Origin of the sequence: Ningiella algicola (assembly GCF_028401415.2) — a bacterium.
Classification (GTDB): Bacteria; Pseudomonadota; Gammaproteobacteria; order Enterobacterales; family Alteromonadaceae; genus Glaciecola.
This window is the reverse complement of sequence record NZ_CP171821.2, coordinates 2,139,803-2,152,989: the sequence shown is the minus strand read 5'-3', so window position 1 is coordinate 2,152,989 and position 13,187 is coordinate 2,139,803. Positions and strand designations below refer to the sequence as shown.

Below are 13,187 nucleotides of genomic sequence, written 5' to 3'. Positions count from 1 at the left end.
GGAAACTTCCTTATTTGTCGTTTACTTGGGTAGTTAATTTGTCGCTAGGTGCGCTAATAACTCGCGCGCCGGTTGGCGACAGCTCGATGATATGTTGCGCACTTGCAATGGTTTCACTGCGGTGAGCAATCATAATTTTGGTAATGTTTAACTGTTGTAAATGCTGATTAAGCTTGCGTTCTGTTTCGATATCCAGATGCGAACTGGCTTCATCAAGTAGTAGAATCTGAGGCTGCAGATATAGGGCGCGAGCTATCAATAAGCGCTGTTTTTGACCACCGCTCAGTGCATCGCCCATATCACCAATGGTGGATTGATATTGCATGGTCATTTGCATGATATCTTCGTGTATGCATGCAATTTGCGCACACACTACTGCACGTTCAATATCTAGTTGTTCATCAAACTGGCTGATGTTTTCCAATATGCTGCCGCTTAGGAGCTGATCGTCTTGAAGCACCGCAGCAATGCCGTGGGCACTTCGATTATCAGGCGTGATTTTTTGACCACGAATAAGCACCTTTCCTTGGGATGGCGCTAGCAAACCAAGCAAGCAATTGAGTAAAGTTGATTTACCGCACCCGCTTTGTCCGGTTATGGCAAGTGACTGCCCAGCGTGTAATTGAAAGTTGATGTTTTCGAATACGTAGGCTTTGTCATCACCATAGCGATACGCCAACTTTGATACTTCAAGGTGAATATCGCTGTTACTTGATGTTTGCGAGGTACTCAGGCGCTTTTGACTGGCGACTTGGGCAACTTGAATGCTCTGGCGTGCCGCTAATTGATTCGTTGACTCAGGTGCAGTCATAACGATGTCTGAAACACGCTGCAAGTGCACGCTTAGCATCTTAAACTCAATCCACTTTTCAATCAGGCTCGCCATTGCGTCTACAAAACGAGACTTGTAGCTTACGAAGGCAAAGAGCATTCCGACACTCAGGCTTTGCTCCATCACCAAAAGCGCGGCTAGATAAATCACCACCAGGTTTTCAATGCCAAATAGGATTTTGTTAATGGTGGAAAACCCGATATTCCAATTGGCAAGCGCAATCCGTTTGTTCATGGCATGGCTGAGTTTGTTTAGCCACTTGGTGTGGGAGCTTGCTGTGGTATTCCCCAGCTTTAGCGTGCGAATGGCGCGAACGCTTTGCATGAAATAGCTTTGTTGTTCGGCGTCGGCATACAGCACTTCTTGATTTAAACGTCGAATAGGATAAAAGAGCACCCATCTGATCACCGCATAAATAGCAACGATGATTACCACCACAAGCGTAAGCTTAGGTGAGTAAGCTAGCATAACAGCAAGGGTGATGATGGCCATTAAACCATCAATGATAGCTGTCACGATGCCAGAGCTTATTAGTTCACGAATGTGCTGCACTGAGTCAAAGCGGCTGACAATGTCGCCCATATGCCGCTTAATGAAGTAGGGAACAGGTAGTGACAATAAATGCGCAAACACACTGGATGATAAGAACATGCTAAAGCGCATGGAAAAAGTCAGCATAATTCGCTCACGCAACAAGCCGGTGGCCGTATCAATGAGCAAAACTAAAGCAAAACCAATGGCCAGTGCAGTCAGAAGTGCCTCGTCTGCTTTTATTAATACTTCATCGATAACGGTTTGCATGTAAAAGGGGCTAAGCACAGCAAATAGCTGGAGAAGTAACGACAATCCCAGCAGTAAGCCTAATTGCCTTTTTATACCCACCGCGTTTTTGGCAAAGTCGCGTATGCGCAGTCCCGTTTCGGCTTTTATTCTTGTGAAGTCTTGATTTGGCGTAAGTTCTAATGCTACTCCTGTAAAACTGGTGTTGACTTCATGCATGGCAACAAAGCGTTTGCCGGTGGCAGGGTCTGCAATATAAATCCCTTTTCGAGTGACTTTTGTGAGCACAACAAAGTGGGAAAAGTCCCAATGCAAAATGGCGGGTTTTTGCAGTTTTTCCAGCTCATCTAAGGGGACTTTTAGCGCCCGAGACGACAAACCTATTCTTGCCGCTTGGTCAATAATGTTTTTTAAGTTAACGCCTTGACCGTCATTGTTTAAATCTAGTCTAAGCTGCGATAGGTTTACGCCATTGCCATGATAATTTGCAATCATGGTCAAACACGCCATGCCGCATTCGTTAGCCTCGTTTTGCATAACCAGCTTCACCGAACGCCAGGACGAAAATTTTAAGGAGGCGAGTGCTGAGCGATGGTTCAGTGAGTGGGTGATGGAGGTAAGGGCTTGACTAAACATTACAGGCTCCCTCTAATGCTATATAGCGGTGCCAATATCCATTCCAGCAATGAACGGCGAGAGAGCACGACATCGGCCTGTAATGTCATACCTTCTTTGAGTTCAACCTGCTTGCCTTTAGCCAAAATATGACTTTGTTCAAGCTGGGCTTTAACTAAGTAGGATGCTTGGTCAACAGGCACTGCGTGCATACCACTCTCATTGGGTAAAGTGATGGTGTCTGAAACGCTGTTGATAGTGGCCTTCAGTGCGCCATATTTTTGGTGAGGAAAGGCGTCAAGACGCACTCTTACCGCTTGCTCTAGCGCAACAAAACCTGCGGCGGAAGAGGGAACAGCAAGTAATACTTCAAAAACGCTCTCACTGGCAGTTAGCTTCATAAGCAAAGGAAAGCGGGAGACATCATCGCCCAGTTGGACATCTAAATTGCTCACGCGCCCTGCGCGCGGCGCTTTGATGACATAGCTTTGTTGCGCGCTATATTCAGCTAAGCGCTGAGCGACAGGGATTTCATTAATTTGGCTATTGGTATCTTGCACAAGCATTTGCTGCTCTAGATTTGCAGATTGCGCATTTAACTGCGAGATACGAATTTTGTTGTCGGCAAGCTGAAGGTCAATATTGCTTGCCTGCTGCTGGATATTCAGATGGTCTTGTTTGGCATTCTCGATAGCGTTAATGCCCAGGTGATTGCGCTTATATAGCTGTGTTAAACGATTTAACTGTGATTCGCCCAATGCTAAACGCTGAGCTAGTATCTCTCGTTGACGGCTCAATACTTGGGCGCGTTGTTCAGCGCTTGCTATCTGTTCAATCAAATGACTTTGCTGCTCAATAAGATCTTTGTGCTTATGCGCCGACGCTTGTGAGATAAGCCTTACATGTTGCTGCAGTAACGAAAGCTGATGCTCTACGTTTTGCGCCCCTAAAAGCATGTTGTTGGGTCGAGTGATGCGTAAAAGCGCCTGACCTTTTTGGACAAATTCACCGTCCTCAACCAATATTTCACTCACCATGCCCGTGCGCTCTTTTGGATGAATCGCGAGGCTGGGCGCACTTGCGCGTACGTATCCATACACAGTGGTTTTTTCAGAAAAGGAGTGTTGAGTGAGTAGCAATAGCATTCCTCCTACCCACAAAAACAAGCAAAGGGAAATTATCCAAGCCCGATTTGAGGGCAGTAACACTGCGCGCCCGTGATTCTGAGTAGATTGTGCATCCAGTGCTTCTTGTCGGTAAAGGCTTTGACTAGAGGCGGTGTTTGACTGATTCATATTGGCATCCAAGTCCACAATTTCGATGGGCTTAGATTAAAGACAGCGGTACTGTGGCTCAGCTAGTTTTGGGTCAAGTTGACCGAAATTTGAGACAGGGGATAGGTTGGTGTACTCGCTCATAGCGATGAGTCTGGCTTATGGAGCTATCAATACTATTTAAAATAAATGATTCGTAAAATTCGGTCAGTTCTCACCTAATCCTCAAATGTCCGATTGTTACGAGTGCATAGCCGCTTCTTTTTAGCACATCTATGCATTGCATTGTCTAGCTGATAATTGTATGGTGTATGCATACACCATACAATTAATAATTTGATTAGCGCTATATATTGATAATTAGTTTTAAAAGTCAGCGACTACGCAAATTGTGGATAGAGGGTGACAGTAGTTTATTGCCTTCCACATATGCCTATGAAGTAATATCTATCTTAGATTTTTTAGATGCAAGCGAGCGAATCAGTGATTTGGAACTGTTAGGTGGCTTCAAGATAGAACAGTTTGCTAGCGACTATTGGTCTGTCACCGTCACCGTTAATGGCGTTGAGCCAATTGGCAGCGTTACTTGTTTGTACAAGAGCGGTAATGCACTGGATGTAGATTTGCATGAATATGATTAGAGTTAGAATGCATGACATTAGTTAGAAATAAGAGTTTACCAGCACAGCATCCAGGAAAAGTCTTTAAAACAAAAATTCTGGATGCACATAATATCACCATTAGTGCCGCCGCTAAAAAGATGCAGGTAAACCGGCCGCACCTCAATAACTTTACTCAGGGTAAAGTATCTGTCTCAGCTGCATTTGCCATGAAGCTTGAGGTCGCCACCGGTATTAGTGCTGGTTTCTGGATGAATCTGCAAAAAACCTACGATTTACATATCAATAGAAATCTAGTGACGGAAGCAGAGCCTCTGTATGCGATTAATACAATATCTCAACACACGAAGTAACAAAGTCAGAGCGAAAAGGATATTCGAGTGCATCGAGCACTACGATGCTAGCTAAAAACGAAACACTTAGCGCTCGTTATGTGCATCCAAATAACGCAAACTCACTTTTAATTGCTCTGAATTAGTGCAAAAACCCGCGAGAAATCGTTCGGTATTTTCTTAACTTACTAAAAAGTATGGCTTTTTTAAACTGGTATTTTTTTTGCTACTGTTCTTTTAAACCAACAGCGAATAAACACTTTTTATTCAAAGTAGGGTTTAGCATTTAACGACAATTTGATTTATCGCTTTAAGCCTGCAAATCGTTTTCATGTTATGGACGGTAAGCATAGCAGTCACTTAAACCGTATAGGCAATGACGCCCGCACTGACTAGTTTAGTGCGGGTTTTTTTATGCGCGGTGTTTCACTTTAAAGGCGCAATTAGGAAGACAGATAATGACTCCATTAGCAGCAAAACACTCAACAACAGACGGCAAATTAACAAACAAAACGGCTAGCGATGTGCTTGTTATCGGTAACGGAATGGTTGGCCATCATTTTGTAGAGCAGCTTCGAGCGCTTCATCCTAATTGCAGCATTGATGTGCTAAGTGGGGAATCTCGTTTGGCATATGACAGAGTGCACTTATCTGAGTTTTTTAGCGGCAAAACGGCAGAAGATTTAGCCATGACAAGCGCTGCAAACTACGATGAATTAAATATCGGATATCACCTGAATGCGTGGGTGGAGAATATTGATCAGCACAATAAAATAGTATGCACAAAAGATGGACGCACTTTTTCGTATATAAAATTAGTGTTAGCTACCGGCTCTTACCCATTCGTCCCGCCTATTCCAGGAAATGATCAAGCGCACTGTTTGGTTTATCGCACCATAGAAGACTTACATGCAATAGAAGCCTCAGCAAAGTGCAGCAAAGTGGGTGTGGTAGTAGGTGGCGGCTTGCTGGGGCTAGAAGCCGCCAATGCATTAAAAGAATCGGGTTTACAGACCCACGTGGTCGAATTTGCGCCGCAGCTCATGGCCGTGCAGGTGGACCCTAGCGGCGGCGAGCTATTGAGGCAAAAAATTAGTGATTTAGGCGTTGAAGTACACACACAAAAGGCCACCCAAATCATTGAAAAAGGCGATACCTGTCGTTACAAAATGCAATTTGCAGATGGTTCTCACTTGGAGACAGACCTTATTCTTTTCTCAGCGGGTATCCGTCCTTCAGATTCGCTTGCAAAGGCCTTTGATATTGAAGTTGGCGAGCGCGGCGGCATTGTTGTAGACAACTATTGTCAGACCTCAGCACAGGACATCTACGCCATTGGTGAGTGTGCGCTTTGGGAACAAAAAATATTTGGCCTAGTCGCGCCCGGATACAGCATGGCTAGGACGGCTGCTGCTCATATAACCCATGGTACTAGCGACGAAACGCCTCAATTCAAAGGTGCTGATATGAGCACCAAATTGAAATTAATGGGCGTGGAAGTTGGCTCAATTGGTGATGCACACGCTCGCACTGAAGGCGCGCAAACCTATACCTACGAAAACCAGCCAGAAGGTGTATACAAAAAGATCGTGGTAGACGCAAGCAGCGAAAAACTGCTTGGTGCCGTGCTCATCGGTGACACCTCAGATTACGATACCTTATTACAGTATGCGCTCAACGGTATCGAGCTTCCTGAGTTTCCCGAAAGCCTCATACTTCCATCAAGTGGCGACAGCGCACCTGCCCTGGGTGCAGATGCACTGCCAGCAAGTGCCACAATATGTTCTTGCCACAACGTGGCAAAAGCGGATGTAGTAAGCGCCATTGAACACGGAGAAACGTCGCTTGCAGGGGTGAAAGCTTGCACCAAAGCCAGCAGCGGATGCGGTGGCTGTGCAGCCTTGCTTAAGAACGTTGTTGATAGTGAGTTAGAAAAGCGCGGTGTTGAGGTGAAAAAAGACATCTGCGAACACTTTGCATACTCGCGTCAAGAGCTCTTCCAGATTGTAAAAGTGAAGCAGATAAAGGATTTCGATAGCTTAATTGAGGAGCATGGAACTGGCCTAGGTTGCGATATATGCAAACCAGCGGTGGCCTCTATTTTAGCCTCTGTTTACAACGACTATGTGTTAGAAAAACAACATTTAAGCCTTCAAGATACTAATGACACCTACCTGGGTAACATGCAAAAAGACGGCACCTATTCGGTGGTGCCTCGCGTGGCAGGAGGCGAAATCACGCCAGACAAGCTTATCTTGCTGGGTCAGATAGCAAAGGATTACTCCTTGTATACTAAAATCACCGGCGGTCAGCGCATAGACTTATTTGGTGCTCGTGTTGAACAACTTCCCGATATCTGGAAAGCCCTTGTTGATGGTGGCTTTGAAACGGGGCATGCCTATGCAAAAGCCCTTCGTACGGTCAAGTCTTGTGTAGGTAGCACTTGGTGCCGCTATGGGGTTCAAGACTCGGTAGGTTTGGCTATTGATTTAGAAAATCGATACAAAGGACTTCGTGCGCCGCACAAAATCAAGTTTGCTGTATCTGGGTGCACACGCGAATGCGCTGAAGCGCAAAGTAAAGACATCGGCGTGATTGCCACCGAAAATGGCTGGAATTTATACATATGCGGCAACGGTGGAATGAAACCGCGTCATGGTGACTTATTTGCCACAGATCTCACTACAGACGAATTAGTTCTCTACATCGACAGATTATTAGCTTTTTATGTTAAAGATGCCGACAGACTTCAGCGAACGGCAACATGGATGGATAACTTGGAGGGCGGTCTTGAGTACTTACAAGATGTCATCATCCATGACTCTTTAGGCATTTGCCAAGCGCTTGAGGCGCACATGCAGCAAGTGGTTGATACCTATCAGTGTGAATGGAAAACAACAATTGAAAGCGAAAGCGCATTGAAGCGATTCAGGCAGTTTGTCAATAGTGACGCCACCGATAGCAATGTTCAGTTTGTAGAAGAGCGAGGACAAATACGACCAGCCACACAAGAAGAAAAATCCCAAAGGCATGGCGCTAATGATCAAAGTATCGAAATCGTTGAATTAGCTTAAGCGCATGGTTTGCACTAGAAAAAGCTGGCAGCAGCATAGACCCGTCGAAAATATTCTAATGGAGTAAAATATGTCATTACATACTCAGGCAATACACCCACATGAGACGTCCAACCCTATCTGGAGGGATATTTGCCAGATGTCTGATTTAGTTGAAAACTCCGGGGTATGTGCCTTGTTGCCGTCTTTGATAAGTACGCCGCAATCATCACGTGAAGTGCAAATCAGTGATCAGCATGCTCAAATTGCAATATTCTATTTACCAAAGACGCAGAGTGTATATGCGTTAAGCAATTGGGATCCAATTGGCAAGGCTAACGTCATGTACAGAGGCATTGTTGGCTCAATCGCCGATGAGGCAATGGTAAGCAGTCCTTTATACAAGCAGCACTTTTCTTTGTTAAGCGGTAAGTGTTTTGAAGATGAAAGTGTCGCACTGAAGACTTATTCATGTCGCTTATTCGACGGCAAGGTACAAATCTGCAATCAATATTTAGTGAGTGCTTAGTCCTCATGAGCACCGAGCAAATTGAAATCCGAGACAAGTTGATTGAAAGCACCTGCCCGTATTGTGGAGTGGGCTGTGGACTTGAGGTAAAGATAAAGTCTGACCGTTCTGATTTGTCTGAGCAATCGCTTTCGGGCAACCGTCAACATCCCGCCAACAGCGGTCGATTGTGTGTAAAAGGCAGTCATTTGCTCGAAACTACGCAGCAAGATGGGCGACTCTTAAACCCGAAAATTCATCCAAAACTTCAGGCCAAAATCACATCGCAACTTCGTGCATCCGAGCAAGAAGGATCTCCTCTTGTACCGTGCTCGTGGGACGAAGCCACCGATGTTCTAGCAAGCAGGCTAAAGCAAGCTATTAAAAAGCATGGGGCAGATTCAGTGGCTTTTTATGTGTCAGGACAGTTGCTTACCGAAGATTATTATATTGCTAATAAACTGATGAAAGGCTTTATCGGCAGCGCCAATATTGACACAAACTCTCGCCTTTGTATGTCTTCAGCTGTCGCGGCATACAAACGTGCATTTGGTGAAGATTTAGTCCCGTGCTGCTATGAGGATTTAGAACAAACTGATTTGCTGATATTAGTTGGCTCTAATGCAGCTTGGACACATCCAGTTTTATTTCAGCGTATGGAGCGTGCAAAACTCATAAATCCCGATATGAAAGTGGTTCAGATTGACCCTCGCAGAACCGCTAGCACGAGCATCGTTGATTGCCATCTTCAGCTAAAACCCGGCACCGATGCAGTGCTTTTTAATGGTTTGCTACATGCAATCGCAAAATTTAACGCCCAGGCAAAAAATAGCGCCTCAGCGCAGTGCTCAAAAGAGCCTATCCATGCCACTGATTTCATCTCAAAGTATACAAGTGGGTATGAAGACGCTGTTAAAGCGGCTCAGCAATATACACCTGAATACGTAGCGCAAACTTGTGGACTGCTGCAAGAAGAGCTTGAGGCCTTTTACGCGCTGTTTTGTGCGTCACCAAGTGCTGTGAGTTTCTATTCCATGGGTATCAATCAATCAACCACAGGCGTTGATAAAGCCAACAGCATCATTAACTGCCATTTAGCCAGCGACAAAATAGGCAAGCCGGGCTGCGGACCCTTTTCAATCACAGGTCAGCCAAACGCGATGGGCGGTCGCGAAGTGGGTGGTCTGGCGAACATGCTGGCTGCTCATATGGATATTGAAAATGAAGCGCATCGTGCATTAGTGGGTGAGTTTTGGCAAAGCGACAATGTTGCTAGTAAAGCCGGTCTGAAAGCCGTAGATTTATTCGAGGCGATGAACCAAGGGAAGATAATGTTTGTCTGGATTATGGGAACTAACCCTGTTGTTAGTATGCCCAATCGCGGCGTGATTGAATCGGCCTTAGCAAAATGCGAGACGGTTGTGGTGTCTGACGTAGTACAAAGCAATGACACGATAAAATTTGCAGATATACTATTGCCTGCAACGCCATGGTCAGAAAAAGATGGCACCGTGACCAATTCAGAGCGGTGTATAAGTCGGCAGCGCGCACTGGTAAAATCAAGTGGTCAAGCCAAACATGACTGGCAGATTATTTGTGAGCTTGCAAAAAAAATGGGTTTTGCCCACGCATTCGATTTTAAGTCTCCCGCATCCATATTCAAAGAACACGCACAGCTCTCTACGTACAAAAATAATGGTGACCGCGCATTTAATCTCTCGGGTCTGTGCGATATAGACGAAAAAGAATACGAGAGCTTGCAAGCCATACAATGGCCAGTTTTAAGCGATTCAGTATCAGGAGGCCTCACACCCTCAGTGGTTGGCACCAAGCGTTTGTTCGAAGATAAACGGTTTTATACTAAAGATGGTAAAGCGCGCTTTATTCCTATTGTGCCGCAATTGCCAGAGCAACTGAGCACGCCAGATTATCCCTTTGTGCTCAACACGGGACGTATGCGCGATCATTGGCATACAATGACACGCACCGGTAATGCATCACGTCTTCATCAGCATAGCGATCAAGCATACTGCTCCATTCATCCTGCAGACGCAGATGCTTTATCTGTGCAAAACGGTGACCTGATTGAGCTTAAATCAGCCGCGATGCTCAACGATTCAGCTGCTAAGTCGACGCGAGTAATATTACCCGCTCAGATAGATGATAGCCTTTTATCAGGTCAGTTATTTGCGCCTATTCACTGGTCAAATGAATGGGCGTCTCACGCCAGTATTGCTTGGTTATTTTCCAGTGCAAAAGACGCAATTTCCGGACAACCAGAGCTTAAGCATGCGGCTGTGAGTGTTCACAAACGTGTGTTTAAGCATCGTTTAGTGATGGCATCGTTGAAGGACGTGAGCGAAGACTTACCGAGCGATGAACAACTTTATTGGATAAAAACAAAGATGGAAAAAGGCTTTGTTTATTATCTGTTTAGCAATGATGAACAAAGTGTCTTGCTAGAAAAACTTGCTAACATATGCTTTAGCAGCAAGAGCGTAAGGTATCAGCGTTGCGCAGGTATGCTTGAAAGTGAAAGTAAGACAATAGTCACTATCAACAACGGACAACTTGAATGCCTTTTGCATGCATCCATAAGCGATGGGCGCGAGCAGAAACCACTTTCTCAGGCATGGCTGAATAGTCTATTTTCCGATAGTGAACCAACGCAACAAGATATAAGCGAAATGTTGCGCTTTGAAGTGCCTGAGTCTTTTTTGCAGGGTAAGCTCATTTGCTCTTGTTTCGAAGTGCGTGAAAACACCATAAAAACCGCGATTGCAGAGGGAGCAAACAGCATCGATAGTTTAGGCGAGCGCCTCAAATGCGGCACCAATTGTGGCTCCTGCAAAGGTGAACTGACTACCTTGCTGCAAAACACTCAGCCTGACGCCATAGAGCAGAATAAGCGCGCAATTGGAGTGAACTCGTCAAGTGTCCATCAATTCGAGCAATCCAAAGAATATTCACCTGCTTCAGCAGATGAAGTCACACAAGCAAGCATCATTGCAGTCAAACAAATTGAAGAGAGTCTGACATGAACAACTTAATTAAAATGAATAATAAGCAGCTCCCTTCAACAGACACCAAACAAGGATTTGTTTGGTTAGTTGGCGCAGGGCCTGGCGACGCCGAGCTTCTCACAATAAAAGCATACAAGGCGATTCAAGCAGCTGAAGTTGTCTTATACGACTGGCTGGTTGATGAAAGCGTATTAGCGCTGATTCCAGACAATGCGATCAAAGAGTTTGTCGGTAAACGATGCGGCAAACACAGCATGATTCAACAAGATATTTCTCAACGCATTGTATTTCACGCCGCAAAGGGACGAAAAGTGGTACGCCTAAAAGGTGGTGATCCAGCAATTTTTGCTCGTACCTATGAAGAAACACAAGCTTTGGAGCAAGCTAATATTGCATTTTCTATTGTGCCGGGCATTACCTCCGCCTCTGGTGCATCTGCCTATTCCGGGATCCCGCTTACCCAGAGAGACTGCGCGCAATCGCTGACCTTAACCACAGCAAGTCTCAAAAACCCAGAAACTGAACCTAACTGGAAAGCCTTAGTGAAAGCCAGTAAACATCAGACCCTTGTCTTTTACATGGGTTTGGGCAAAATTGACTTAATTGCACAGCGCTTAATCGCTAATGGGCTTAGCCCAGCGTTTCCAATTGCGCTCATCGATAAAGCCTGCACTCAATACCAAACGGTTATAAAAGGCACTTTGGGAAGTATCGGCGAAGACGTTGTCAATGCCGCGATTACCGGGCCTGCCATTATCATTTGCGGACAAGTGGTCAATTATCAGCAGGCGGTGAGTGAGCTTTCCAGCACTGCCTGTGGCAACTCGCTTTCCCATATTCAAATAGCTGTGTAGGAGCGCTCGTGAGCCACAATTTTTCTGATTTTATCAAGCTGGTTGGCGCAGGCAAGCGAGCAGGCAGAAGCTTATCTGAGGAAGAGGCGTATATTGCAATGAGTATGCTTTTATCTGGACAGGCAAGTGAGTTGCAAAAGGGCGCATTTTTGATGTTGCTTCGTGTGCGGGAGGAAACAGTTGAGGAATTAAGCGGTTTTGTTAGAGCCTGTAAAGAACAATTAAACTTCACTACAAAGGTGAATTCGCATTCGACAGCGCCAAATGCCTTACCGCGTCCCCATATTGATATTGGCGCTTATGCGGGTAAAAGGCGCCAGCTGCCTTGGTTTTTACTGGCGCTTGGTGTGATTCATCAGCAAGGTTTTACTATGCTTATGCATGGTGCCTCAGAGCCGCAATCGCAAAGACTTTATATAAAAGACGCCTTAAGAGAACTGGGTGTGTTAAACCATGTTCAGTCGTTCAGCCTCAAAGCGGCCAGTGACAAAGTCCAGCGCCTCGGTATCTCCTATATTGACTTGGCAGATGCTCACCCGCAGCTCAACGATATTATTCAGCTTCGCAGTGAATTAGGCTTGCGTTCTTGTGCAAATACGCTTGCGCGTTTACTTAATCCTCTTAATGCCAAATACAGTGTACAAGGGGTACATCATTGTGGCGTAGATGAAAAACATATTCAGGTCGCGTCTCAAATGAATATTGCGCACGAAAATAAGGATACAAATGTGCTTTGTTTTAGAGGTGAAGGGGGGGAGCCTGAGATCAATCCATCTAAGGATACTGAACTGCACTTTTTTAAACAGCTTGACAAATATATCGTGCAGCTTGGCGCAAGACAATCTTGGCAAATTAAGCCGAAACAGCTGAATATACAGTCACTACGGGCTGTTTGGAGCGGTGAAGCACATTCTCAGTACGCAGAACACACGATTGCAAGCACACTCAGTGCGCTGATTATGCTCCTAACTGATTGTGGTCAGGAGCAGGCTTACAAAAGCGCATCTACCTGGTGGCAAGCGCGAAATCCAGAGCAATGGTTTGGCGTAAAATGTGAGCATTCGCGTAACCAAAAACTAACGCATACAGGCGTGAGCACCGTGGAAAATCACCAAAAAGCAGCGTGCAAGAAGAATGTAAACGGCACACTTTTAGTGCGTAGTGCACAAGCTTGAAACACAAAAGGGCATTGAGAAATTTGACTATTTAGAAAAGTCCATATATTTCAATGTGTTAATAGTTGGCATTGAATCTGCAAACATATTTGCAAAGCCAAAAGTACATAGTTAAAGAACA

The 13,187-nt window shown here is 45.2% G+C and carries 9 protein-coding genes; 7 read left to right on the top strand and 2 right to left on the bottom strand.

Annotation, left to right across the window (positions count from 1 at the left end; all coding sequences use genetic code 11):
- Nucleotides 1-10 precede the first annotated feature (10 nt).
- Both PN836_RS09395 and PN836_RS09390 read right to left on the bottom strand, forming a co-directional pair.
- Complete coding sequence (locus PN836_RS09395; RefSeq protein ID WP_395345044.1) at nt 11-2,248, bottom strand: peptidase domain-containing ABC transporter; 2,238 nt, start codon at nt 2,246-2,248, stop codon at nt 11-13.
- Nucleotides 2,248-3,522 (bottom strand): HlyD family efflux transporter periplasmic adaptor subunit, encoded by a 1,275-nt coding sequence (locus PN836_RS09390; RefSeq protein WP_395345042.1) that lies wholly within the window; start codon nt 3,520-3,522, stop codon nt 2,248-2,250. The genes PN836_RS09395 and PN836_RS09390 overlap by 1 nt, the downstream gene beginning before the upstream one ends.
- A 395-nt stretch (nt 3,523-3,917) precedes the next feature.
- Here PN836_RS09390 and PN836_RS09385 point away from each other — a divergent pair, with 395 nt between their 5' ends.
- The 7 genes from PN836_RS09385 (at nt 3,918) to PN836_RS09355 (ending at nt 13,066) form a co-directional block, all read left to right on the top strand.
- Nucleotides 3,918-4,142: a hypothetical protein gene (locus PN836_RS09385; RefSeq protein ID WP_395345040.1), complete on the top strand. Its 225-nt coding sequence runs from the start codon at nt 3,918-3,920 to the stop codon at nt 4,140-4,142.
- A gap of 11 nt (nt 4,143-4,153) precedes the next feature.
- Nucleotides 4,154-4,474: a HigA family addiction module antitoxin gene (locus PN836_RS09380; protein WP_395345038.1), complete on the top strand. Its 321-nt coding sequence runs from the start codon at nt 4,154-4,156 to the stop codon at nt 4,472-4,474.
- A gap of 524 nt (nt 4,475-4,998) precedes the next feature.
- Nucleotides 4,999-7,527, top strand: coding sequence for a nitrite reductase large subunit NirB (gene nirB, locus PN836_RS09375; protein ID WP_395345580.1), 2,529 nt, complete (start codon nt 4,999-5,001; stop codon nt 7,525-7,527).
- 70 nt (nt 7,528-7,597) lie between these two features.
- Nucleotides 7,598-8,035: a nitrite reductase small subunit NirD gene (nirD, locus tag PN836_RS09370; protein ID WP_395345036.1), complete on the top strand. Its 438-nt coding sequence runs from the start codon at nt 7,598-7,600 to the stop codon at nt 8,033-8,035.
- 5 nt (nt 8,036-8,040) lie between these two features.
- A complete protein-coding gene (locus tag PN836_RS09365; protein ID WP_415926397.1) occupies nt 8,041-11,055 on the top strand; it encodes a molybdopterin-dependent oxidoreductase in 3,015 nt (1,004 codons plus the stop codon).
- The gene (gene cobA, locus PN836_RS09360) at nt 11,052-11,891 is read left to right on the top strand and encodes a uroporphyrinogen-III C-methyltransferase (protein ID WP_395345034.1); all 840 of its coding nucleotides are present in this window, start codon (nt 11,052-11,054) and stop codon (nt 11,889-11,891) included. The genes PN836_RS09365 and cobA overlap by 4 nt, the downstream gene beginning before the upstream one ends.
- 8 nt (nt 11,892-11,899) lie before the next feature.
- The gene (locus tag PN836_RS09355; RefSeq protein WP_395345032.1) at nt 11,900-13,066 is read left to right on the top strand and encodes a glycosyl transferase family protein; all 1,167 of its coding nucleotides are present in this window, start codon (nt 11,900-11,902) and stop codon (nt 13,064-13,066) included.
- Nucleotides 13,067-13,187: the final 121 nt, after the last annotated feature.